Origin of the sequence: Sphingobium xenophagum, assembly GCF_031457465.1 — a bacterium.
In the GTDB taxonomy this organism is placed as follows: Bacteria; Pseudomonadota; Alphaproteobacteria; order Sphingomonadales; family Sphingomonadaceae; genus Sphingobium; species Sphingobium xenophagum_A.
Map to the genome: position 1 here is coordinate 180132 of NZ_JAVDWV010000006.1, position 24725 is coordinate 204856.

Annotated in this window: 22 protein-coding genes; 8 read left to right on the forward strand and 14 right to left on the reverse strand. The window is 61.3% G+C overall.

The genetic code is table 11. The features are described from left to right. Positions 1-5: 5 nt before the first annotated feature. From J2W40_RS07965 to J2W40_RS07995, 7 genes are all read right to left on the reverse strand, one after another. Positions 6-305 (reverse strand): hypothetical protein, encoded by a 300-nt coding sequence (locus J2W40_RS07965; protein ID WP_310223369.1) that lies wholly within the window; start codon positions 303-305, stop codon positions 6-8. A 17-nt stretch (positions 306-322) separates the two neighbouring features. After that, a complete protein-coding gene (locus J2W40_RS07970; RefSeq protein WP_310223371.1) occupies positions 323-964 on the reverse strand; it encodes a DUF4198 domain-containing protein in 642 nt (213 codons plus the stop codon). A gap of 38 nt (positions 965-1002) precedes the next feature. Then, positions 1003-1293: a DUF3325 domain-containing protein gene (locus J2W40_RS07975; RefSeq protein WP_310223373.1), complete on the reverse strand. Its 291-nt coding sequence runs from the start codon at positions 1291-1293 to the stop codon at positions 1003-1005. Next, positions 1290-2858 (reverse strand): PepSY-associated TM helix domain-containing protein, encoded by a 1569-nt coding sequence (locus tag J2W40_RS07980; RefSeq protein ID WP_310223375.1) that lies wholly within the window; start codon positions 2856-2858, stop codon positions 1290-1292. Before J2W40_RS07980 ends, J2W40_RS07975 begins: the two co-directional genes overlap by 4 nt. 24 nt (positions 2859-2882) lie before the next feature. Continuing rightward, entirely contained in the window at positions 2883-5381 is a 2499-nt protein-coding gene (locus tag J2W40_RS07985) for a TonB-dependent siderophore receptor (RefSeq protein WP_310223377.1), read from the reverse strand. Positions 5382-5546: 165 nt separating this feature from the next. Further along, on the reverse strand, positions 5547-6545 hold the full coding sequence (locus J2W40_RS07990; RefSeq protein WP_310223379.1) for a FecR family protein: 999 nt from the start codon (positions 6543-6545) through the stop codon (positions 5547-5549). A 138-nt stretch (positions 6546-6683) separates the two neighbouring features. Beyond that, positions 6684-7196: a sigma-70 family RNA polymerase sigma factor gene (locus J2W40_RS07995; RefSeq protein WP_310223381.1), complete on the reverse strand. Its 513-nt coding sequence runs from the start codon at positions 7194-7196 to the stop codon at positions 6684-6686. Positions 7197-7441: 245 nt separating this feature from the next. On the opposite strand from J2W40_RS07995, the gene J2W40_RS08000 reads away from it, so the two are divergent. Continuing rightward, a complete protein-coding gene (locus J2W40_RS08000; RefSeq protein WP_310223383.1) occupies positions 7442-8359 on the forward strand; it encodes a bifunctional helix-turn-helix transcriptional regulator/GNAT family N-acetyltransferase in 918 nt (305 codons plus the stop codon). Here J2W40_RS08000 and J2W40_RS20575 read toward each other — a convergent pair whose 3' ends face one another. Further along, on the reverse strand, positions 8360-8617 hold the full coding sequence (locus tag J2W40_RS20575; RefSeq protein ID WP_409050354.1) for a carbonic anhydrase: 258 nt from the start codon (positions 8615-8617) through the stop codon (positions 8360-8362). It abuts the gene before it with no gap. A 279-nt stretch (positions 8618-8896) separates the two neighbouring features. On the opposite strand from J2W40_RS20575, the gene J2W40_RS08010 reads away from it, so the two are divergent. From J2W40_RS08010 to J2W40_RS08025, 4 genes are all read left to right on the forward strand, one after another. Next, positions 8897-9634, forward strand: coding sequence for an ABC transporter ATP-binding protein (locus J2W40_RS08010; protein ID WP_310223386.1), 738 nt, complete (start codon positions 8897-8899; stop codon positions 9632-9634). After that, a complete protein-coding gene (locus tag J2W40_RS08015) occupies positions 9631-11073 on the forward strand; it encodes an ABC transporter permease (RefSeq protein WP_310223388.1) in 1443 nt (480 codons plus the stop codon). Before J2W40_RS08010 ends, J2W40_RS08015 begins: the two co-directional genes overlap by 4 nt. Next, a complete protein-coding gene (locus J2W40_RS08020) occupies positions 11070-12320 on the forward strand; it encodes a DUF3526 domain-containing protein (protein ID WP_310223391.1) in 1251 nt (416 codons plus the stop codon). Before J2W40_RS08015 ends, J2W40_RS08020 begins: the two co-directional genes overlap by 4 nt. Before the next feature lie 129 nt (positions 12321-12449). Next, entirely contained in the window at positions 12450-13802 is a 1353-nt protein-coding gene (locus J2W40_RS08025; protein ID WP_310223393.1) for an alkaline phosphatase PhoX, read from the forward strand. 130 nt (positions 13803-13932) lie between these two features. Here the strand turns inward: J2W40_RS08025 and J2W40_RS08030 are convergent, their stop codons facing one another. The 4 genes from J2W40_RS08030 to J2W40_RS08045 form a co-directional block, all read right to left on the reverse strand. Then, complete coding sequence (locus J2W40_RS08030; protein WP_310223544.1) at positions 13933-15780, reverse strand: CocE/NonD family hydrolase; 1848 nt, start codon at positions 15778-15780, stop codon at positions 13933-13935. A 155-nt stretch (positions 15781-15935) separates the two neighbouring features. Continuing rightward, positions 15936-17990, reverse strand: coding sequence for a S46 family peptidase (locus tag J2W40_RS08035; RefSeq protein WP_310223395.1), 2055 nt, complete (start codon positions 17988-17990; stop codon positions 15936-15938). Positions 17991-18059: 69 nt separating this feature from the next. Beyond that, positions 18060-18659, reverse strand: coding sequence for a DUF1826 domain-containing protein (locus tag J2W40_RS08040; RefSeq protein WP_310223397.1), 600 nt, complete (start codon positions 18657-18659; stop codon positions 18060-18062). After that, positions 18656-19879 carry a GTP-binding protein gene (locus J2W40_RS08045; RefSeq protein WP_310223399.1) on the reverse strand — a complete coding sequence of 408 codons (1224 nt, stop codon included), beginning with the start codon at positions 19877-19879 and terminating at the stop codon, positions 18656-18658. Before J2W40_RS08045 ends, J2W40_RS08040 begins: the two co-directional genes overlap by 4 nt. An 86-nt stretch (positions 19880-19965) precedes the next feature. Here J2W40_RS08045 and J2W40_RS08050 point away from each other — a divergent pair, with 86 nt between their 5' ends. From J2W40_RS08050 to J2W40_RS08060, 3 genes are read left to right on the forward strand one after another with little or no spacing between them, the layout of a single operon-like run. After that, positions 19966-20370 (forward strand): MerC domain-containing protein, encoded by a 405-nt coding sequence (locus tag J2W40_RS08050; protein WP_310223401.1) that lies wholly within the window; start codon positions 19966-19968, stop codon positions 20368-20370. Beyond that, positions 20367-20600, forward strand: coding sequence for a hypothetical protein (locus tag J2W40_RS08055; protein ID WP_310223404.1), 234 nt, complete (start codon positions 20367-20369; stop codon positions 20598-20600). Before J2W40_RS08050 ends, J2W40_RS08055 begins: the two co-directional genes overlap by 4 nt. Then, the gene (locus J2W40_RS08060) at positions 20597-21712 is read left to right on the forward strand and encodes a CobW family GTP-binding protein (RefSeq protein WP_310223406.1); all 1116 of its coding nucleotides are present in this window, start codon (positions 20597-20599) and stop codon (positions 21710-21712) included. Before J2W40_RS08055 ends, J2W40_RS08060 begins: the two co-directional genes overlap by 4 nt. 67 nt (positions 21713-21779) lie before the next feature. Here the strand turns inward: J2W40_RS08060 and J2W40_RS08065 are convergent, their stop codons facing one another. Both J2W40_RS08065 and J2W40_RS08070 read right to left on the reverse strand, forming a co-directional pair. Beyond that, a complete protein-coding gene (locus J2W40_RS08065) occupies positions 21780-22520 on the reverse strand; it encodes a hypothetical protein (protein WP_310223408.1) in 741 nt (246 codons plus the stop codon). A 35-nt stretch (positions 22521-22555) separates the two neighbouring features. Further along, complete coding sequence (locus J2W40_RS08070; protein WP_310223410.1) at positions 22556-24577, reverse strand: TonB-dependent receptor domain-containing protein; 2022 nt, start codon at positions 24575-24577, stop codon at positions 22556-22558. Between the last annotated feature and the right edge of the window lie 148 nt (positions 24578-24725).

The window sequence follows — 24725 nt, forward strand, 5'->3', positions numbered from 1 at the left end:
GGAGTTCATCCTCTCACGCCAGGCAGTAAGGCCAGCAGGGCCGCGCCCACGGGAATGGAAGCGCCGATCAGCCAAATCCATGCCCGCACCGCGCTGCGGGCATGGAACACGGCCATGGCGATCAGGGCGAAAACGGCAAAGCTCAGCAAGGTGGCTGCCGTCACGGCCTCGACCCGATCCATGCCGATCCGTGCCAGCAGCAGCGAGAGTGCCGCCGTGAACAGCGCGGTCACGCCGTAAGCACCCAGCGTCCCGGCAAGGCTGCGTGCCGCCACGGACCAGCGATGACGGGCCTGCTTGCTCATGGCGATCGCGCTGGTCATCAGTGCGCGACGAAGCTCAGCGACGCAATGTGCTGCAGGCTCGCCACCCGCTGCCCGGCGATCTCGACATCGGCCGGGGCCTCATGGCGGGCGACGAGGATATAGCGGCCTTTCGCGGCAACCGGCACGGTGAAGCGCCCTTCCCCATCCGTCTTGAAAGTCTTTTCCCAAAGATCGGGATTGATGACGGTGATGCCGGTGTCAGCAAGGGGCTGCCCCTTGAAGGTCAGGATGAAGCTGTCGCTCCCCGACGCGACGGGCACCAGCTCGAATGCGTGGACCGCCTGCGTGCTATCGCGCCCTGCTTTCGCCTGGAAGGCGGCTGCCTGATAGTCGCCTTCGTCCGTCTTCCAAGGCGCCCAGACCTGATCGTTATAATAGCGCAGGTCCCCGGCACCGCCGACATCGGCTGCCAGATGATCGGACTGTGCCGTCACAGCAAAGGCCCGGTCCGGCTGCGTTTCGTACAGGCGGGAGGTGGCGACGAGCTTGGCGATTTCCTCGCCCTTGTCGCGCTCGCCCGCAGCGTCTCCCACATGGACCCGCGCCGTCGCGCCGTCGCGTTCGATCCATATTTCATGAGCGGAGGCACTGGCGGCAGTTCCGGCGAGCAGTACGGTAGCAATAAACGTCTTGAACATGGCGATCTCCAACATTGGCAGGGTAAGAATTGCAGGCATCAGGGCCGGACCCTGGGCAGAAGGCGGTCCCGATTGAGGTTGGCGACGACGATCAGGGCGGCGGCGGCGGTCATCCAACCGAACCACGCAATCGAGCCGTAGCCCCAGCCAACGCCCGCCCCCGCAACGAGAAAAGCGAGTGCCAGCATCAGGAAGCCGGACAGACGCAGGGCTCTGCTCCGGCTCGCAGGCAGCTTGCGGCGGAGCCAGTCCTGCTGGTGTCGCGCCATCGCGAGCAGCAAGGCGGCAAAGCCAGACAGCGACAGGAGGAAGATTGCCGCGTGAATCATGCCGCCGCCGCCGCCAGCTCGCGCGTCTTGCGGCGGGGCGCAGTCTTTGGCTTGCGCGTGGCGACTTTCCACGCCGTGAAGCCGCAGGCAGCAGCCATCACCAGCATGGCAAGATCAAAGCCGGCAAAAATCCAGTCGCCAGCGATAAGGCTGGAAAGGAGACCGCGCTGTGTGGTGAGCGCGCTCACCACCGGCACCAGCGCATAAAGCCCTGCGCAGGCCGCCAGCGCCTCGATCCAGGCCTGTTTGACCGGGCGCGCGATGGTCCAGGTGAAGATCGCGCCCCAGGCGATGAACAGGCTGTGGATTTCCCAATCGGCGCGATGCGGCAGTTCGACGGGTAGCAACCGGTTCGCGAGAAAATACACGGCGAGCCCCGCACACGACCCGGCGATCACCCCGATGTTCAGGCGCTCTACCAGCCGGAAACCCAAATGCGGGCGGGATGGGTCGGGCAGCTTGGCCCGGCGCTTGACGGTCCAAAGGACGAGGCCACTCACCACCATGATCGTGCCCGCCACGCCCGACAGGAAATAAAGCCAGCGCAGCACCGCGCCTGAAAAGCGGCCCGCATGGAGGTCGATCATAACCCGTTGCGTGGCCCGGGCACCGCCGGGCTTATCGCCCGTGCCGAGGACGTCGCCCGTGGCAGCATTCAGATACACAGGCTGCCGCCCACCGCCCAGCATTTCCTGCCCCGGCCAGATGCCGGCAACCATGTCCGGCGTGCCTGGATTTTCGATGCTGACGTAACTGGCCTTCTGGCCGATCCAGTTCGCTTCGGCTCGCGCGATTATCTCGCGAAGCGGACGTGGCTGTGACGCCGAGCCGGGCGATGCGCGCGTCGAAGCTATCGTCGGCGCTGGGGGAAAGCTCTTCTCATAAAAAGCATCCATACCGCCAAACGCGGCATTGGCGCCCCAGGGCATGAGCGTGAACAGCAAGGTCACCAACCCGGTATAAGTGATCATCAGATGGAACGGCAGCGCGAGGACCGCCGTTACATTGTGCGCATCGAGCCAGCTTCGCTGCCCCTTGCCGAAGCGCAGCGTGAAGAAATCGGCGAAGATCTTTTTGTGCGTGACAATGCCCGAAAGGATCGCGACCAGCATCGCGAGCGCCGCCACGCAAACGAGGTAGCGCGCCCACATCACTGGCAAGTAATGGAGGTCGAAATGCATCCGGTAGAGGAAGAAGCCGCCTGCGCTTTCGCGCACAGCGACTTCCCGGCCAGACGCGGGATCGAGCTTCATCTCGCCCCTGTCTCGCCAACCCCCGCCTTCAGGCGTCCATGAGAGCACCAGGGCCTCGTTGCTCCGCCCGCTCGGGAGCGACACGCTCCAGCTTTCCGCACCCGATCCACGGGCGCGCAACATGGCATCCGCCCGGTCGAGCGCCTGTGCGGTGACCGGCGCCCGCTCAAGTTCGGGATGCATCCAGCCGTCGATTTCCAGCTGGAAGAAGGCCGTGGTGCCAAACAGGAAGATTACGAACAGCAGCCATCCGGGCAGGAGTCCTGCCCAGGTGTGCAGCCATGCCATCGACTGGCGAAGCGAGTCCTTCACAGCGCGGCTCCGGTCACGTCCACCTCAGAACTTTGCGCGCAAGGTGCCGACGATGCGGCGCGCCTCCCCGAACGTCGCGAAATAGGCAACGCTGGAATAATAACGCTTGTCCAAGAGGTTGCTCGCGTTGACCGACAGCGTCAGGTTGGGCGTCAGCGCATAGCGGGCAAAGGCGTCCACCACCGCATAGGGCTTCTGTTCCGCGATGGTCAGGCCATCGGCCACATAGCTGATGTCGGAATAGGTCCGGCTGTTCCACAGGACATTGCCGCCCACGGTGAGCCCGCGCATGCCAGCACCAGTCAGGTCGTAGCTGGTCAGCAGCCGGAAGCTATCGCGCGGCACTTGCGTATTGAGCGGCACGCCTTCGCGATCCTTGACTGTGACATGGCTGAACCCGCCGGCGATCTTCCATCCCGGCAGCGGTTCGCCCGTCGCCTCCAGTTCAAAACCTTCCGATCGCGTGCCGTCCACCGACTCGTAGACGGAATCGCCCGTCGGCCCCACGACATCGGGCACATAGACCGGGAAGTTCGATTGCCGGATGCTGAACCATGCCCCGGACAGGGCAAGACGCCCGTTCATCAGATCCGCCTTCGCACCGATCTCGTAATTCTTGCCGGTCAGCGGATCGAGATAATCGCCATTGATGTCGCGATAGGATTGGGGCGAGAAAATGCTGGTATAGCTGGCATAGAGCGACACATTGCGTGTCACATCCAGGATCACCCCGACATAGGGCGTGAACTCGCCCTTCACCGATGTCGGGCTGACCGTGCGCCCTTCGCCGGTTGTCTGGTTCCAATATTCGCGGCGCCAGTCGGTCAGGCGCCCGCCCGCAATCACCGAGAGCATCGGCAAGGGCTTGATCCGCAAAGTGGCGAAGGCCGCGGTCTGCTTCTCATCGTTGCCGTATTGACCAAGATAGGGCCAGCCCGGCTCGGGCAAACCGTCGCCCTGCCAGTCGTAATAATTGGGGATCGACGGATCGTAGCCATCGAAAAACCAGATCTGATAGTCGTCGCCGCCTTCCTTGGTGGTGTAATGGCTCGCGCCGACCATCAGCAGGTCGTCATCGCTGAATATCCGCAGCGGCCCGGAAGCTGTGCCGACAAGGCTGGTCATGCGCTGTTTGTCGGCCCAGCGACCGGGCCAGATGCCGGTGCCGGTGCCATCCGGGTTCAACGCGCCCCGCAAGGCATAGCCAAAGACCATGTCATAGGTCTTGCGCGTCCAGTCGAGATCGGCGCGGAGCGACCATTCGCCCAGCTTCTGCTCAATGGAAGCGAAGGCGCTGAGGGAGTCGCGATCATAGCGCGTCCAGTCCGTGACGGTGTTGCGCGAACGGGAAAAATGCGTGGGCGTGCCATCGGTGGTGACGATGGGCACGCCGGCCATGTTGGCATCGTCCGCGCTGCGATTGAGGTAATCGATGCCCGCCCGCAGCAGCGTGGTTTCGGTCAGATCGGCTTCCACCGTACCGTAGAAGATGCTGCGATGGGAGGTGGCGCGATCGATGTTGAGCCCGCCATCCTGATAGGCCGCAACGAAGCGGCCACGCACACGCCCATCCTTGTCCACCGGGCCGCCGACATCGACCTGCCCGCGCACATAATCCCAGCTTCCGCCCTGCGCTTCCAGCTGCATCTGCCATTCGCCCGGCGCACGCTTGCGAACCAGATTGACGGTGGCGGAGGGGTTGCCGGAGCCATTAAGCAGCCCCGATGCACCGCGGATCACTTCGACACGGTCATAAATAGCCATGTCCGCATAGGCATCGCCGAAACCATAGGCCGTGGGCCGCGCGATGCCGTCCACCTGCCAGTTGTTGACTTCGAACCCGCGCGAATAGAGCCCGCTTTGATCGGAATCAGGCGAACCGCCGAGATTGAAATTGATACCGATCGTCTGCGCCAGGGCCTGGCTGATCTCGGTGATGTTCTGATCCTCGATCCGCTGGCGCGTGATGACCGTGACGCTTTGCGGCGTCTCGCGCAGGGTGAGCGGCATACGCAGCGCCGTGGTGGTCACCGGCGAGCGATAGCTTCCCGTGCCTTCCGTGGTACCGAGATCGCTCGTCCTGATCGGTGAGGCAAAAACCACCGCGCCGGAACCGGCATTGCCCTCCACGCGCACGGGGCCGAGCTGGATCGCGCCTTCGGCTGCCTGCGGGGCAGGTTCAACCACCACCGAGCGGTCGGACTGCCAGCGAAATGTAAGGCCGGTTCCGGCCAGCAACTGCGACAAGGCATCGGCGGGGGCCAATTGACCCGACACGCCCTGGGTGGACTGCCCGCGCGTATTGACGCTCTCCGCCGTCACCTCGATCCCTGCCTGGCGTCCGAACAAGATCAACGCGTCGGGAAGCGACTGCGCGGGAATACTGAAAGATCGCGTGGCAGCCGAGGATTGGGCCGTGGCCGACGTCGGGGCGAATGCCGCCACGCCAGACGCGGTCGCCAGCAGCAACGCCATCCCCATCGAGCGGCTGGGTTCATTCCATCGTCCATTTATCAATCGCATTCCGATACCCCTGAGATAATCCAGCTTGGGTCAGGGCTGCGATCCATATGATAATGATTCGCATCCGCATAACCCTCAGTAACAAGGACTCTGCGAAGGCGATCGATTTTCAGATTTTTTCGAGTTTTATGGAGACGAACATCATCGCTTTGAAATTATGTGGTTTTATTCGTGAATAACGATGAGCCACGGCGTGATCTGCGTAACCGCACCGCCCAACGGCAGGATCATCGAACGGATCGCCTTGGATGGGTCGCGCGGATCATAGACGCCATTGACCCGGCGTTTCCCCAACGCCTTGCTCATCACCACGATCTTGCCCCGATACCAGGGCCGGATATCGTCGATCACATCACTTACCGCCCGGTCGCGCGCGTTCACTTCATGCAACGCCCAGGATGCAATCAGTTGCGGCGCCATATGGCCGGTCACGGCCGTGCCATCCTCGCCAATCGCCACAAGGTCTCCGGTTGAGAGGAACACGGGGCTTGCCCCTTGAGCCGTCCGGTCGACCCGTACGCGCCCATGCTGCACGCCCACTTCGGTCCTAAACTGCAGGCGGCGAACGTCGAAGCCGGTTCCCAGAACCGTAATAGTCACGTCATCGGCATGGACCCGGAACGGGCGGGACTTGTCGGGCGTCACCTGAAAGAGCGCTTCGCCTGCCAGCAGGTCTATCCTGCGCTCGCCCTCGGCGTAGCTGACCCGGATTGCAGAGCCCGGCCCCAACTGCGCGATAGAGCCGTCCTCCAACTTGGCGACGTGGAGTTCGCCTGTACCCGTGCGGTGATCGGCCTGCAGGGCAAGCATGGCTTCAGGCACCAACCAGACCGCCAGCGCAACGGAAGCGGCAACCGCCAATACTCGCCGCTTGCGGATGGTTTGGAGCGGATACCCAGTTTCACGCCTGCCCCGCTCCCGCTTCCAGAACCAGCGCCGCGACCGTGCGCGCGCCCCGACTTCCGGCCAGTGCGTTGTCATTTGCGGCTGCGTCTTGCCGATCAGATCATAGCTATCGTTGAGGTTTTCCCAAACTTCGCCATGCCGCCTGTCGGCGGCCAGCCATTGCTGGAAACGTGCCCGTGTCGATCGGTCACCCGGCCTTTCGGTCAGTGCCAGCAGCCAGTCCGTGGCTTCATCGAGGATATGCTCAGCGTCGTCCATTACCGGCAAGGTGCAATCTCGGCTCGCGACAAGCCGCAGCCGCGCGCGCCATCTTGCCGATCCGCTTGGAGGAGGACAGTCGCCCATGTCCTATAGACAGGTCTGCCCGTCCGAATTTTCAGAATAAAGCCCATCGCTCTATCTGTTGCGGTTGCGGCGATGATGGCAATGCTTGATCCCATCGGCAACGAGCGTGTGGGCGAGCCCGACTGAAATCCCCAAGGAGCCGGCTATTTCCGCGAGCGTATGCCCGCCGAACCTGTGCATTTCTACAGCGATCCGCGTACGCTCCGGCAATTCTCCGAGCGCGGTGCGGACAAGCTCCAATTCGCTGCGCGCAATCGCGATGTCTTCAGGTGAAGGCGCATCGCTGGCAATCGTATGGGTGATTGCTTCCACATCCACCGAGCAACGCGACACTTCGAGGGCAGCCCGCCGATTTTCATCAACCGCAAGATTTCGGACGATCCGATAGAGATAATGCAGCGGCTCGCGCAGGGTCACCGCATTGCAGGCGTTCCGGAAGCGCAGCCATGCGTCCTGCACCACGTCTTCCGCTGTGCTCTCGCTGCCGGTAATTACGCGCGCATAGTCAACCAGTGACGCACGATGCGACTGGTACACTTCCAATGCGGCGCCTTCTTGCGACACTATTCTTGAGGCCTCCTTTTGGCGCCTCTCCACCCACTGAGCAGACGCACACGGACTCCAGTCGCACAATTGCGATCCACTCGCAATAGTTCGTATTGTCGACAGCGCTAGCCCTGCAGCTACCAAATTCTTTCTCACGAGCCGACGTTTCAGCGTCCTGCCCCGGGGAACGTCAAATTCACCTTCTAGGCAAGCACCTCATCCATATGGTTGACACCGTCAAGTATTCTGGCGCAATTGATGGCATGAACGACGCCATTGCCTCCATTCGCAGTTTCAACCGCTTCTATACGCAACTGGCCGGGGCGCTCGATGCGCGCTTCCTGGGCAGCAAGGCGACACTTCCCGAGGCGCGGCTGCTGTTCGAGATTGCTGTCAATGCACCGGGAAGCGCCAACGCGCTGCAGGCGAGCCTGGGTATGGATGCGGGCTATGTCAGTCGCATACTCACGCGTTTCGAGGAGCGTGGCTGGATCATCCGGGACCGGGGCGCCGACGCCCGGACTCGTCCGATCCGGCTGACCGAGGCGGGTCGAGAAACATTCGCGCTGCTTGATGCACGCCAGCGCGATGCCGTGGCGGGCATGATCGGGCGGCTCGATCCCGTCGCACAGTCCGACCTGGTCGAGGCGCTGGCCAGAGCCCGCCTCCTGCTCGATGCCACGCCCACATCGGGCTTTACCATCCGCCCGTTCCGGACCGGTGATATGGGCCGGATCGCCGCTCGGCAGTCCATTCTCTACGCTGACAGCCATGGCTGGGGATGCAGCCTGGAGGTGGTGGAAGGCGAGGTCACGACCGCATTCCTGCGTGATTTCAAGCCAGGGCGCGAGCAATGCTGGGTGGCGGAGGTTGACGGCGTAATGGCCGGCTCAATCTTCCTGACCGACGAAGGTGGCGGTATCGCGCGGCTGCGCCTTCTCTATGTCGAGCCGTTCGCGCGCGGACGACGCATCGGCGATGCGTTGGTCAGGACCTGCATCGGCTTCGCGCGGGACAAGGGCTATGCCACGCTGACGCTCTGGACGCAGGCGGTGCTTGAGACCGCGCGCAGGCTTTATACCCGGCACGGGTTCGAGCGGACCGAAACCGCCGTCCATCAGGATTTCGGCGAACCGGTCGACGGGGAACGATGGCAGCTTCGCCTCGCGCGGCCTGCATGATCATAAGACCTTATGGGGCGCTCCAGCATCGTCGAGCCTGGTTGAAGCCTTAATTTCCAGCACAGGGTTGATGAGCCCGTCCCTCATATCATAAACCCATCCATGGAGCTGCAAGGGCTGATCGGCGGCGAAAGCCTGTTGGATTATATTGGTTCGAGCCAACCTGATAAGCTGGTCGCGGACATTGACCTCGACGAACCGGTTCACTTGCGCGCTCATATCGTCAGCAGCGGCTATCTCGTCTGCGTGATCCGACAAGACTTCGCGGGCGTTCGCGAGCCATATGTCGACCGGGCGGCTTGTGCCACCATCGTCGCATATTCTGGTTTAGGTTCATGTTTGCCTGCGATGAGGGACAGGCATAAGGCATGGCAAACCTTGAATTCTCGGTCAGCATTCGAAAAATAATCCGCACCGCCTCAGCACGCCTTGAACCTTATAAGGCGGCGTGGCCGACTTTAATAATGTTATAACGTCCCATTGACATATTGCTGCAGTGGCGAAATGGTCCGAGCCAACAGCCAAGGAGCTTCATTCATGTCCCTGACCGCAACCGGCCAGCGCATCATATTGTCCTACGTCAACTTGTCTTATGGCAGCTATCCTGTGCTGCGCGGCCTTACCTTGCATGTCGATGCCGGGGAGATTTACGCGCTGTTGGGCGGTAATGGCGCAGGAAAATCGACGACTATGTCCACGTTGCTGGGCTTTGCCCGGCCCGACAAAGGCACCGTGCTGGTCGCAGGACATGATCCGGCGAGGGCACCGGACAAGGCGCGCGAACAGATCGCCTATGTCCCAGAAAATGTCGCGCTCTATGAGCATCTGACGGCACGGGAAAATGCCGCCTATCTGTTGGCTCTGGCCGGACGTCATCCTGCGTCAGACGCCATTGACGGCGCGTTCGAGGCGACGGGATTGCAGAATGCTGCCTGGGACAAGCGGCTTGGCGGCTTTTCCAAGGGCATGCGCCAGAAGGTGGCGATCGCCATCGCCCTGCTGCGTGAAGTGCCGGTGCTGTTGCTTGACGAGCCGTCCTCCGGCCTAGACCCGCGCGCTACGGCGGATTTCAACACGCTGGTCCATGATGTCGCACGCAAAGGCGCCGCGGTGCTGATGGTGACGCATGATCTGTTGTCGGCGGCCGACATTGCCGACCGCATCGGCTTCCTTGAATCCGGACGGATCGTCGATGAAGCATCGGCGCAGGGCGAGGAACGGTTCGACGTGCGCGCACTGCACAGCAAATTCGTACGTGAGGTCGTTGCCGCATGAGCGCCATCAGCCTTGTTGCGCGGGACGAACTGCGCCTCATGCGGCGCAACCGGGTCGCTGTCATTGCCTTTGCGCTCCTGGTCCTGTTGACGCTGGCGGCAGCGCTGATCAGTTGGTCCCACCAGCGATCCATTGCTGAAACCCGCGCGCGCTTTCAGGAGGAGGCCAGCGAAGCGTTCGAGGCGCAACCTGATCGCCACCCCCACCGGATGGTCCATTATGGCAATTTCATCTTTCGCCCGCTGGGGCCATTGGCCGCCTTCGATCCGGGCGTGGACGCATTTACCGGCAACAGCATGTTCCTGGAAGGCCATCGCCAGAACAGTGCCAACTTCGGCGATGTTCGCCAATCTTCGCTACTTGTCCGCTTCGGCCAGTTAACGCCTGCCTTTGTGTTGCAGGTCATCGCGCCGCTACTGCTGATCTTCCTTGGCTATGGCGCGGTCGCGCGGGAACGCGAGCGCGGTACATTGCGCCAGATGCTGGCGCAGGGCGTATCCGCACGCGCTTTGGTCCTGGGCAAGCTGCTGGCGCTGTCCCTGATCGCGGCGCTTGTCGGGCTGCCCGCCATGATCGCCTTCCTGCTGATCGCGGGACAGCCCGGCGCGCTGGCTGGACCTATGCTGGTGATCGCTCTCGGCTATGGCGCTTATCTGGCGCTATGGGCGGTCATCGTCATCCTCGTTTCCGGGCTGGCGCAGCGCGGACGCGACGCACTGCTCGCCCTGTTGGCGCTATGGGCTGTGCTGGTGATTCTGTTGCCGCGGATCGCACCGGACATTGCGTCCCACGCTCATGCGCTGCCTACACGTCTTGAGACCGATATCGCCATCGCACATGACCTCCATACGCTGGGCGACAGCCACAATCCCGATGACCCCTTTTTCAAGGCGTTCAAGGAAAAAACGCTGCGCCAATATGGCGTGACGCGAATCGAGGATCTGCCGGTCAATTATAAGGGTTTGCTGGCGCTGGAGGGCGAAAAGCTGACCTCACGACTGTTCAACGATTATGCAAATCGCAGCTTCGCGGTTCAGCAGGCGCAGAGCCGACTGACCGACGGCTTTGGCATCCTCAGCCCCGCCATCTCGCTGCGACGGCTATCGATGGCGGCGGCAGGCACCGACCTAGAGGGGCATCGCCGCTTCCTGACACAGGCCGAAGCCTATCGCTACGACATAGTGCAACGGCTGAACAAGCTTCAGGCCGATGCCGTCAGCTATGACAATGATACGGCCAGCGATGCAGGTGCCGACCAGCGCAAGCGTATTTCTGCCGAGCATTGGCACGAAATCCCGTCCTTCCGCTTCAAGGCCGCCAGTGCTGCCGAGTTGGTGAAGGCCAGTGTGCCGGGCCTTGGCTTGCTTATTGGCTGGCTTATTATCGCCGCGCTGGCCCTGCTGCCTGTCGCCCGCCACCTTCAAAAGGCCCGTCCATGATCCTGATCGCTCACGAACTGCGCCTGTTACTGCGGTCGCGCATGGCTGCACTGTCGCTGCTGCTCGTCACTCTTTTGTCGCTTGCCGCCGTGGGGGCGGGCATGGCGGAAGTTGCCCGCCAGCATGATGTCATCGCCCGCATCCAGCCCAAGCAGGCGCAGGATATCGCCAGCATCGCCCAATGGGTGGACCGGGACAAGGACGCTGGAAGCGCAGCCTATTACAGCTTTCATGCGACATGGGATGCACCCGCGCCGCTGGCGTTCGCGGCGCTCGGCCTGCGCGATGTCGCACCCTATATCCTGCGGGTCCGGGCGCTGGGACTGGAGGCGCAGCTTTACGACGGCGAAGCCTTCAACCCCGAACTCGCGCTGCCCGGCCGGTTCGACTTCTCCTTCGTGCTGATCTATCTTACGCCCCTGTTCGTGATCGCGCTGTTCCATGATCTGGTGTCGGGCGAACGGGAAGCGGGTCGATTGCACATGCTGGATGCCCTTGCGGCATCACGGAGCCATTTGTGGGCGCGGCGCGTGGTTTTGCGCGGCGGCTTGTTGTTCCTGGCGCTTGGACTACCGCTGTCGATCGGCGCAATCCTGTCTCATGTACCCATCACTACACTGCTGACGGTGCTTGCCCTTGTCGCTCTCTATCTCGCTTTCTGGATCGGGGTCACGCTGTTGATCGGCCGGCTGCGCTGGAGTTCGGTCGCCAACGCTGCGACGCTGGCGGGGCTGTGGCTGGTGCTGACTCTGATTTTGCCCACTGTCGCCAATGTTGCCATTAACCGGGCCGTTCCGGTGGGTCAGGGCGTAGAGATAAGCCTGGCCCAGCGAGAAGCAGTGAATCGCGCCTGGGACATCCCGCGCGAAGACACGATGCGCGCCTTTTACGCAAACCATCCAGAGTGGAAGGACAGCCCGCCCCTGACCTCCGCGTTCCATTATAAATGGTATCTCGCTTTTCATCAGGTGGGGGACGAAAGCGTCGCGGGTAAGGTCGCGGCCTATCGCCACGCAATAGAGGCAAGAGATGCCGCTGCCCACAGCCTTGGCTGGCTTTTGCCTTCGGTCGGGGTACAGGCGGTGCTCGCCCGCCTGGCCGACACCGACATGCAGGCGCAACTCGCCTATCAGGATCGCATCCGGGCGTTCCACGCGCGGCTCCGCACTTTCTATTATGGCTATCTTTTTACCGACAAACCCTTTGGCAAGGTGGACTTCGACAAGGTGCCGAAATTCGAGGACTGATAGCGGCATCCGACGTCCCATCCCACCAATATGGTCACATGGATGACATGGTCGAAATCTATACTGCCCTCCCGTGCCGACCGCTGACATAATGCTACGAAATCGAGGATTGAAGTGCGTAGAGAGTTGATGGATCGCCGCCGTTTCACCGTCAATATGGCGGCGGCGCTCGGTGGGCTGGCAGTGGCGGGTTGCGCGCAGCGGTTTGCTGTGCTGGAAAGCGCCGGCATCACCGCTTCAGGCTATGGGCCGACCGTCGCCGACCCGGCGGGACTGATCGATCTGCCGGCGGGCTTTTCCTATCGTGTCATATCGCAATTCGGTGACAGGATGAGCGATGGCCTTGTCGTGCCTGACCGGGCCGACGGCATGGGATGTTTCGCGCTGCCTGGCGGCCGACACGCGCTTGTGCGCAATCACGAGTTGGCGATCAACAGGATCGACGACGGGGCGCTGCGCGGTGGCAATGTCGAATTGCCCGCCTTTGACAGACTGCCTGACGGCCGTGCGCTGCCCGGCGGCACAACGACCATCATCTTGGATAACGCCAGCGGTCAAATGCTTTCCCAGCATCTGAGCCTGGCAGGAACGATCCGCAATTGCGCAGGCGGCGCGACGCCATGGGGCAGCTGGCTGACCTGCGAGGAGGATGTGACGCGCGCGGGCAACGGCGTCCGGCAGGATCATGGCTGGGTATTTGAGGTGCCTGCCGCCGCGCCTGGATTGGCGGCCCCGCAACCGATCCGCGCCATGGGCCGCTTCAACCACGAAGCAGCAGCCGTCGATCCACGCACCGGAATCGTCTATCTTACCGAAGATCGCGACGACAGCCTGCTCTATCGGTTCCTCCCCGAAGAACGCGGGCAGATGGTCAAAGGCGGCCGACTTCAGGCGTTGGCGTTGCTTGATCCCGCCCGCACCGATAGCCGCAATTGGATACGGGAAGACATGCCCCAAGGCGAGTGGCTGCCTGTTCGCTGGATCGACCTCCATGGTACGGACGCACCTGACGACGACCTGCGTTTCCGCGGAAATCAGGCGGGGGCGTTGCGCTTCGCGCGCGGCGAAGGCATCCATTGGGGCGACGGCGAACTGTTCTTCTGCTGCACTTCTGGCGGAGCAGCCAAGCTCGGCCAGATCATGCGTCTGCGACCCGGCCCGCCGCAGGCCGGACGCTTTTCAGACCGCCTCCAGCTATTTGTCGAATCGCGCGCCAAGGCGATGCTCGACTTTGGGGACAATCTGACGGTAGCGCCGACGGGCCATCTGGTCGTTTGCGAGGATCAATATACCAAGGTCGTCGCCAATCGTCTGATTGGCGTGACGCCAGCAGGGGCCACCTACGTCCTCGGCGCGCTTAACACGCAAACCGAACTAGCGGGCGCTTGCTTCTCTCCCGATGGCCGAACTCTCTATGTCAACGCTTACAGTCCCGCCAAGACGTTGGCGATAACCGGGCCTTGGCAGAACGTCGTTCAATAAGTTTCGCTGCCCGCCTTTGCTACGATGGGTTCAGCCTTTAAGCACCGCCATGCCAAGACCATCCTCAGCGCGACGGAAATAGCCGCGGTCGCAAAGAGAGACCGACCGCGCTCCGCCATCAGTCGGCCACTCATTCCTGAACAATGGGTAGCCAAACGGCGCTGGCCGCCTCGCCGCCCCAGTGGATCGTCTCAGTCGCCTTCACATAATCGGCAGGCTTGGCGTTCATGATCGATGGCACCCAGCTTTGCGGATTGCGATCGTAGAGCGGGAACAGACTCGACTGGACCTGCACCATGATCTTATGACCGGGCAGGAACACATGGTCGACATTGGGCAGAGACCATTGAAAGGCGTAGGTCTTGCCCGGCTCCAGCGGCGCGGGGGTAGCGAGGCCGTGGATGTAGCGGCCTCGGAATATCTCGATTCCGATGCCGAGCTGGTAGCCCGCCATGGTGGGACTGGCGGCATTCTCCTGCGGATAAACGTCTATCAGCTTGACAACGAAGTCGCTGTCGCGACCTGAGGTTGCCGCACGCAAATCTACCTTGGGTGCACCTTTTATATGCACCGGCTTGTCGAGCACCCCAGTCGTGTAGCTCAGCACATCGGGGCGTCCATCGACGAAGCGCTGGTCGTGTACCAGCCATGTTCTCCAGTCCTCGCCCTGCATGTGCACGGGGCGCGGCAGCATCGGCACGGGCTTTGCGGGATCGGAGACATAGCTGTCGCTGCCCGTCTGCGGCCTGGTCCACGACAAGCCGAAATCGGCACCAAGGTAAAGTGGGGTGGAGGTGCCTGCCGGCCATTGCTGTGAGACTTCCCAGCGGTTGGCGCCAGTCGCATAGGTCAGCACGGGCGGCGTGGCGCATGGGGGCGGATCGGTCTTGAGATGGCAGTCCAGAAATGGCTTCATGTATCGCGTACGGAATTGAAGCCCGGTGTCGCCTTCCCACTGCAGTGGCCCGAGCGCGCGCGCCTCGTAATTCACCTGGGAATGGCGCCACGGCCCGATCACAAGGCTGACCAAGTCATTGGCTGTGTCCTGCTTCTCAAGCGCCTGATAGACTGCGGGCGCCCCATAGCTGTCCTCCTGGTCCCATTGGCCCACGACAAGCATGGTGGGAACGGTCAGCTTGCGCTCACCCAGCAGCTTGTCGACGGCCTGCCCCTGCCACCATGCGTCGTAGCTGGGATGTTCCAGCACCTTTCGCACGACAGGAAGGTCAAGCAGACCGTAAGCGCGCGCATAGTCGGCCGCCGAGCCCGCCTCCAGATAGGCTGTATATTCGTCGCCCGTGCCCTTGGGCACCGGACCGCCCCCTTTCTTCGCCGTCTGGCCAAGGTCATAGTCGAAGCCGAAGGTGCGGAACGCGCCATTGTGGAACCAGTCGTCGCCCATCCACCCATCAACCATCGGGCTTTGCGGCACCGCCGCCTTGAGCGCGGGATGCGGGTCGATCAAGGCCATCAGCGAGGTGAAGCCAAGATAGGAGGAGCCCGTTATGCCGACCTTCCCGTTGCTCTCCTTCATATTCTTCACCAGCCAGTCGATCGTGTCATAGGCGTCCGTGGCGTGATCGACATTGGTAGGGTTGAGCGGGCCGCGCAGCGGGCGGTTCATGACATAGTCGCCCTCCGACCCATCAAGGCCGCGCACGTCCTGATAGACGCGGATATAGCCGTCATTGACGAACACGGCGTCCATGACGGGCAGGATCTCCTCGATCTTCTGGCTCCGGTTGCGACTGGTTGCCTTGTCGGCATTATAGGGTGTGCGGCTCAGCAGGATCGGAGCGTCTGTCACACCTTTGCGATAAACGATCACGGTATAGAGCTTCTTCCCGTCGCGCATCGGGATCATCGCTACCTTGCGCACATAATCGGCCTGCGGGCGGACCCAGTCATACGCCTTGACCTGCTCATTCATCATCGTGTCGGTGAGCGGTGCCCGCTGCGCGGCAGCAACGCCGGTCATTAGCGCCCACCCGCAAAGTGGCAGGAAAGCAGCGCTGGCGATCCGGTGGCGTAAGGAAATGCCACGCTTTATGTTCTCAATCATCTCTTTCTTTCCTCACGAAATGATGTCGCCGATAATGCGGGCATCGGCCGTTCCATATTGGCTGTGCCACGTCAGCGCGCCTTGAGTTCGGCCACCAGTGCGGGGGCGGGGTAGAGCTTTTCCAGTGCCTCCTGCACCGCGTCGGTCGACACGACCACAGTGCGGTTCAGTAGTGGGTCATAACCATAATTGCCGCCCAGCGAATGGATATTGCCGTCGAAGGCCGCGCCGATCACAGCACCGCTGCGATCGACCACCGGACTACCCGAATTGCCGCCAATAATGTCGTTGGTGGTCACAAAATCATAGGTTGCAGCCAGATCGATAGCGTTGCGATGTGCGGCAAAGGCGGCAGGCAGGTCGAACGGAGCGCTGCCCGTCGCGCGGTCGAACGTGCCTCCCATGACCGTGGCATAGGGCACGGACTTGCCCCGTTCGGTCCAGCCCTTCACCTGACCATAGCTGATGCGTAGGGTGAAGGTGGCGTCGGGATATAGCGCGTCGCTATAGGCTGCGAAGCGTGCCTGCGCGAGCTTGCCGCCGGCTACGGTTAGTGGGCCCTGATAGGCTTCGTCCACTTGGCGGGTGAGCGCGCGTTGACGCGGTTCGAGCCTCAAGGCATATTGGACGAGCGGGTCGCTGGATGCCTCGATAACCTGCAACCCGCCTTCCCATAGCTGACGACGATAGGCGGGATCAGACAGGCGCGTCTGCGATACCAGTCGCTCGGCGAGTTGTTCAGGACTCTCCTTGCCAAGGAGCAACTGCGTGTCCGCATCGTCAACGCCCAGATATTCGCGTGCCTTCGACAGGCTCCAGGACAGTTGTAGCTTTTCGAGCCATGGATAGAGCGGCCGCTTGTCCAATATCTGTTTTTCCAGCAGCGGCAGCGCGCTGTCGGTATAGCCGGGCAGGCGCTCGCCATTGGGCTTGGCCTTTTCCTTGCCCGCCATGACCAAAGCCCTGGCATAGCCGTAGAGGTCGCTTGATGGCGTGATGAAGCGGTAGGGCAGGTAGACCGTGCGATAAGCCTGCACGGCCCCGGTCACATTCGCCCACGGGTCGCCGATGGCGACATTGTCCGCGCTCCGCTGCCGCAGATCTGCTTCACCCTTCGCCAAGCGCTCAGCGAAAGCAGGGTCGTTCAGGGCCTTGGTCCGGCCGATATAGACTTTGAGCGAGTTTTCGATGCCGTTCAGCGTATCCCGCCCTTCGCGCTGTTTTTCCGGGCTGGTCTCCATCGCTGCGATTAGCCGCCCACGCAGTTCGGACAGAATCGCCACGGTGATCGGCAGACGCATCTCACGCTCAAAGGCGAACTGGCTCTGCGTCCATAGGCGGGCGGTCGCCCCGGGATTACCGACGACGAAGGTCAGTTCGTCCTGCTTGGGCGCACGCGCCGTCCATGTGAGGTGGTCGGACGGCCTGATCGGCTTTCCATCCTCATAGGCGCGCAGGAAACTGGCATCGAGCGAATAGCGCGGAAAGTTGAAATTGTCTGGATCGCCGCCGAAGGTCGCGGCTCGGTCTTCCGGTGCCCACACCAGCCGTACGTCGGAATATATGCGGTAGGTGTAGAGTTTATACTGGCCTCCGCCAAACAGGGTGACGACCTGGCAGCGCGTCGTCTTGCGATCCGGGCAGCCATCGGCCTCGATCTTCGCGATGGCGGCGTCGCGCGCGCGCGTCAGCGTCTCGCCCGCCATGCCTCTATAGGCACCCTGCACGGTTCCGGTGACATCGGCGATGGCGGTGACGACCTCCGCCTGCTGGCCAGGACATGATTTTTCGTCCTCGCGCCGGCCAGCGGTGAAGCCATTGTCCAACAGGTCAGCCTGCGCGCTGCTGTTGTCGAACAGGCAACTGGCGACGCAATGATGATTGGTGAAGATCAGCCCCGCGCTCGATACGAAACTTGCCGAGCAACCGCCGGTCAGGCGAACCGCTGATTTACGCACATGGTCGAGCCAAGACTGGTCGGGTGCCCAGCCATAGTGATCGTACATTATCTTTGCAGGGAATGTGTCGAAGGTCCACATCCCTTCGTCCGCGGCGGCCGGTCTGACTGAAAGCATTGCGAGCGATAGGATGGCGGAGTAAAGCGATAGGGTTTGAAGGACCTTCATGGACCTGTCTCCGGGCGGAATGCTGTTGATGTGATGAGTCTTACCCGATGGGCCAAGATCGAGAAAAGACTAGCTGTAAGGTGACGTTGGTCTGCTCATTGGCGTAAGGGCGAATAGAAGGCGGGTTTCGCCGGTGGCAACAATGGGTGGCGATCGATGGAGAATGCGTGGATTGTCGGTCCATTGCCAGCCTTTGAATAATCCGACTTCACCCGGCCGCAGGTCATGGATCAACCCGTCACCGTTCGCATGAATCCATTGCGTGCCGGGACCAACCAGCGGCATCAGCAAACGCACGGCGACATTGTCGGCATGGAATTTCCGGCATGCGTCCGTCTCGATCACTTCAAGCCGGACCTGCATATGCGCGCAATCCATGATGCCAGAAAAGCGTTCGCACAGCGGAACGATATCGCGCGCTAGTGCGGCTGCCATGCCGTCATAGCCCGCCGCTTCGAGAAGGGCCGGAATTTCGGCACTCAAAGTCTCGCGCGACACCGACTCGTCGATGTCATCGATCTCTTCCCAATCCAACACGGACAGTTGAAGCTCTGCCGTAAGCGATCTTCGCCATATGGCCAGATGCACATCCGGTTCCCATATCCTCGCCAGGATATTGGGATCGCAGTCGGTCAAAACAGCATCGTCGCACGCGACCAGAGCGTTCACGCAGCCGCCTCCATCTCCGCCTGCCAGCTTGGAAAAGGGTCACGCAGGCATGTCCACGTCTCCGGCACAAATGTTCTGACAGGCAGCAGGCAAGCGTCCAGCCGCTCATGGATGCGCATCTCATCCATGCCGATCCCGATGAACACAAGTTCCTGCCGCCGGTCGCCCCATCTTTCGTCCCAGTGGGCAGCGACGAAATCCTGGAACCGATTATCATCGGGCCAGTGGTTTTTCGGGATCGATGCCCACCAGCGCCCCATGCGCGCTGTCATGGTCTGCGCGCCGGCGACCGACAATTCGCCCACCCAGTCGGGCCGCGTCGCCAACCAGAAGTGCCCCTTGGCGCGGACAACGCCGTCCAGCCCGCCATCGGTCAGGAAGGCATGGAATTTCGCTGGATCAAACGGCTGGCGCGCGCGGTAGACGAAGCTCTCGATGCCATATTCCTCGGTCTCTGGCTGATGGCTTGCATAGCCATAAAGCTCCTTGGCCCACAGGGGATGCTGCGCCGCCTTCTCCTCGTCGAACAAGCCGGTGTCGAGCATCGCGTCGAGCGGCACTTGGCCCTGGTCACAGGTGATGATGCGCGCATCAGCATTGAGCGAGGCGACCAGTTTCTTGACGATCGTCAGTTGCTCGGGCGATACGGCACTCGCCTTGTTGATGACGACGACGTCGGCAAACTCGATCTGTTCGACCAGCAAGCCGACCAGGCTGCGGCTATCATCATCACCCAGGCTTTCGCCGCGATCAGCCAGAAAGTCCTGGCTGGAATAATCGGCAAGCAGGTTAAGCGCATCGACCACGGTCACCATCGTGTCGAGTCGCGCGACATCGCCCAAACACTGGCCTTCCTCGTCCCGGAAAGAGAAGGTCGTCGCGACCGGCAAAGGCTCCGAAATGCCCGTGCTTTCGATCACCAGACTATCGAACCGGCCTGCCTCCGCCAGCGCGCGCACTTCCTTGAGAAGATCATCACGCAGTGTGCAACAGATGCAGCCATTGGTCATCTCAACCAGGCTCTCTTCGCTACGCGCCAGAGCAGCGTCGCCGCCGCGCACCAGATCGGCGTCGATATTAACCTCCGACATGTCGTTGACGATCACAGCGACTCGTCGTCCTTCACGATTGGCGAGGATGTGATTGAGCGTGGTCGTCTTGCCGGCACCTAAAAAGCCGGACAACACAGTGACTGGAAGCCGTTTGTCATCGAAAGCCATATTCTACCCTTGACTGTAATGTTACGGTATATCATTGCATGATAATGAATTAGACGACGCCTGTCCAGCGTCGGCCGGAGATTGTCATGAAAGTCTTATCCTGCAGGCAACATCTCTATGACGGCTTGGCGATCACCGCCTCCTTCATCTGCCTTATCCATTGCCTGGCGCTGCCCTTGCTGATTGTGCTGCTGCCCACTCTGGCTGCATTTCTGACCGTGCCGGAACCCTTCCACGTCTGGGCGCTTGGCGTCTCGGTGCCGATCAGCCTGCTCGCACTCTCTGCAGGCTACAGACGCCATAGCGGCGCCAGACCTGCGTTCATCGTCCTTCCAGGCCTTGTGCTGCTGACGCTCGGTGCGCTGATACCATCCTCGGAATGGATGGAAACGGCGCTCACCGTCCCTGGCGCGCTTCTACTCGCCGTCGGTCATGGATTGAACTGGCATATGCTGCGCCATGGAACCCAGAAGCGTAAGGCAGTCGCATGAAGCCCCCGCTTATCCCCACCAGCTATGAAGAATGGGAGCATTGTATCACGGTGCTATGCCGCATTTCCCTGACGCCCGCCTATGTCGAGACGCGGATCACAGCACTCGACGACCCTGGCGATCATATGACGCAGCGCTTCGTCCAGACTTGGGGGGAGGCGCATCTCGACCGCGTGCGAAGCTGGTTTCGTAAGGCGCGCGAGCAATTGCCGACTGGAAAACTGTCATGAGCCCCATCCTCACTGGTCCTCAATCACTGATACCCGTATCGGTCGTCACCGGCTTTCTGGGCAGCGGAAAGACCACGCTGCTCAACCAGCTTGTACAGGCGCGCGAAATGCGTCGAGCGCTCGTCATCATCAACGAGTTTGGCGCGATTAGCCTCGACCATGACTTGATCGCGCGATCAACTGACGATCTCGTCGTGGAGATGATGGGCGGATGCTTGTGCTGCACAATTCGTGGCGACTTGCTTCGTACGCTGCGCGAGGCTCCCTGGCGGTTCGCGCGCGAGGGCAGTTGCTGGTTTGACAGGGTGGTGATTGAAACGACCGGCCTGGCCGATCCTGCGCCTATCCTGCATACGCTGATGACCGACGACCATCTGACCACCCTCTATCGGCTGGACGGGGTCATCGCGACGGTAGACGCATCGACAGGCATGACGACGCTAGACGCGCAGGAAGAGGCGATCAAGCAGGCCGCCATGGCCGACCGGATCCTGCTGACCAAGACGGATATTGTGTCCGCGAGGGAGCAGACGACTCTTGAATCCAGATTGCACCTGATCAACCCCGCAGCACCCATCATCCCGGTGACGAACGGGCAGATCGAACCAGCTGCAATATTCGACGCAGGTCTCTATGATCCGGCGATCAGAAGCCATGACGTTCAACGCTGGCTGAAGACCGAAGCCTATGAGACCGAGCACCGCGGCCATGTTCATGGACATCACCATCATCACGATGTGAACAGGCATGATGACCATATTCACGCGACCTGCCTCACCTTCGATGATCCGCTTGACGCCGAGGGGTTCGAGCGTTGGCTCGACATACTTACCTTGTTTAAAGGCCCCGACATCTTGCGTGTGAAGGGCATCGTCAATCTGGTGGGCGAAGCGAAGCCTGTGGTCATCCACGGCGTTCAGCATATCTTCCATCCCCCAGTGCTGCTCGAGAGCTGGCCATCAGAGGACCGACGCACGCGGTTGGTCATCATAACCCGCGACATCAGCGCCGAAGAACTACGCGCTACGCTATCCCTGTTGACCAGCGGCATTACACGCTATGACCTTGCAGGCTTTGTCGAGGATATGCTCAATGACCACGCACCGGCATGAGGGCGTTTTCTCAGCGGTCCAAAACCTGAACTGACCTAATCAGCGACAGCTTATAATCGCGCCTTTATCATATCTCGGCCGCGATCACATAATCGAAACCATGCCGCAAGCCCCCTTCGCGCGCGATAAAGGTCAACGCCTCCTCTCGCAAGGCTTCGCCGTGCGCGTGGAGCGCCGCCGCCAGCGCCCGGTCGTCGAGCTTTGCCAACCGCGATGCACACATGTCGATCTGGCTGTTCACGAATTGGTGCCGGTAAAGGATCGGAAATCTATGCGTGCAGGTGACGCGAAAGCCCGACGCTGCCAATCGTTCCAGCACCCACTCCATCGGAAACTCCCGATAGGGCCGCTCGCCCGCGTGCAGCAGGACAGCGTCCCGCCATCGGCCAATGTCCCACAATATCTGGCCATCAGGCGTTCCGGGCCTGTCGGTGACATAGGGTTCAAGACCGACCAGATACAGCAGTCCGCAAGCCAAGGCACGCAGACGAGCGAACATCCGTTCCTGGAAATAGGGCGCGAAACCTTCGACCGCGCCAACCAGATAGTCGGCGAGAATGGTATCGAAGCGATCTCCGGCCAGCAGCGCGGGATCGGCCCAGTTGCCGACGATGATCCGGTCCTGCGGCCGACGCACGGAATCGGATGCGTCACGGACCTGGATAGCATGGCCGGTCGCGCCGGTGACGGCCACCCAGCGATCGGTCGCAAGGCCCGACACCCAGCCGATCGAATTCGTGCCCGTCCCAGCATCGAGGAAAGCGCCCCAGGGCCTGTCGCCCTGAAGTGCCTCGATATGGCGGAACAACGCGGACGGTTGCCGCGCTGTTCTTTCTTTTTTTCTCAGAATGCCCCCCTCAGCCCAAACACGAAGTTGCGGCCGCGCAGCGGAGAGAAGCTCTTGATGAACGAGGTATGGTTATACGCTAGCTCATTGGTCAGGTTGGTGCCGCGCACGAACAGTTCGGCGCTGTGCTTGCTGCCAAGTTCGAGGCGATAGGCAAGCGTGGCATTGATCATATCATAGCCAGGCGTGCGCGTTTCATAGGCAGCGAAACGATCCTGTTCGAACACATGATAATATTCCGCGTCCGCCGTGAAAGGCCCGACATGCGCGTCGCCGCGTGCACCCAGGCGACCGGCAGGAATGCGCGGCAGGTCGCCACCGCTATTTTTCAACTTGGCGCGCACATAGTCTCCGAACACCGACAGAGCGAACTGATCGTTAAAGGCGTGGCGCACTTCACCATCGACGCCGGTGAAGGTCGCCTCGGCTCCAGCGTAGCGGATCAGACGGAAATCTTCGAACTGATCGAGCGTCTGGGCGTAGATATAATTGTCGAAGTCCTGATGATAGGCACCGATCGTAAAGGTTGTCGGACCCTCCGTCTTGCGCAGCGTCAGATTGACCGAATTCGACCTTTCCACACCTTCAGATACCTGATTGGCTAAGCGGCTGTTGCCGCTGACGATTCCGATCTCATAGGTGTTGGTCGCCAGGTGGAGGCCATAGGCATATAGCTCCTGCACCGAGGGCGCGCGCTCGGTACGGGCGAGCGACAGAGCTAGCGAATAGTCTCCGCCAAAGCTCCAGATCGCAGCGGCGGACGCCGAGAAAGGCTTGTGCTTGATCGATGGATAGCGGGTGATGAGCGACTTTACCGTCTGCCATTCCTGCCGCGCGGCGGCTTCCAGCCGGACATTGCCGAGCGAGAATGTTTCCATAAGGAATATCGCCGTATTGCTCGTGTCTGTATTCAGCGTATGCGTGTCGCCGCCGCTGATCGCCTGGAACCGGCTACCGCTCTGCTGGATACCGAAAGTCCCACGCAATCCCCCAATTGGCACATGGGTCAGTTCCAGGCGCAGGTCGTGAGCCTTGTTGAGAAAGGTGTTTTCCGCTTCGCCCTCTTCGATTTCGTCATGCACATAGTCGGTGAAGGACAGGCGGAAGCGCACCTTCTCCAGCGCGGGCACCGGATTATTATAGTCACTGCGAATATCGAAGCGATTGCTCCGCAGCTTCACGAACGGCACTTCGTCCTCGTGACCGTGCTCATGATCATGGTCGTGCTCGCCTCCTTCCTCAGCATGACTGCCGCAGTGCAGCCCGATGCCGTGGGGGTGACAGCTTTCATAATCATGATTGTGACCCGGAACGCCATATTCGTTACGCTGGCGTGTGTAGGCGACACCCAGATATCCATCCGGACCGATCCAGCTCCCACCGACGCTGAAGGTGGACGTATCATTATAAGAACCATGGACACGGTCCTCGCCAAAGGAGCTGGGGACGCGATAGTCGTCAGACCGGCGGTGTGCGCCCTCCACGCGCAGCGCCAGCGGTCCGAAGCCGACCGTTGCGCCGCCTACGAAGCTGCGTTCATCATCGCCCGTGCCCAGCCGTCCTTCTGCCACACCGGAGATGCCACCTTCGGGAACGAACGTCGGCACCTTCTCGTCTAGCAGGTTGACCGCGCCACCGATCGCGCCGCTGCCGTAGAGCAGGGTCGCCGGACCGCGCAGCACTTCAATCCCGCGCAGCAGGAGCGGCTCGCCGGTGACATTATGATCGGGCGATATCGCCGAAGCGTCCTGCACATTAGCGCTGTCGCTCAGCACCTGCACGCGCGGCGAGGATTGGCCGCGAATAACCGGACGGCTGGCACCGCCACCGAAGTTTTCGAAATTGATGCCTGGCTGGCCGGCCAGAGTCTCACCAAGCGTTGCGGCGCGCCGATGGATCAGCTCTTCGCCGGTAAGGGTCACGACTGGCGTGGCGGTTTCGTCGACTGTCTGACCGAAGGGGGCGGCGGTAACGACGATATCTCCCAGTCCATGGCCACCTGCCTGAGCAAATGCCATGCCAGGCGTGATCGCGACGATTGACACGGCGCATAGATAATGACGGCGATTTCTCACAGAATGTCCCCTTATGATGTTCTGATAGCGAGCCTGTTACGTAATACCATATCATACAGCAACCCCCAAAATTTGGGGAAAAGTGATCGCG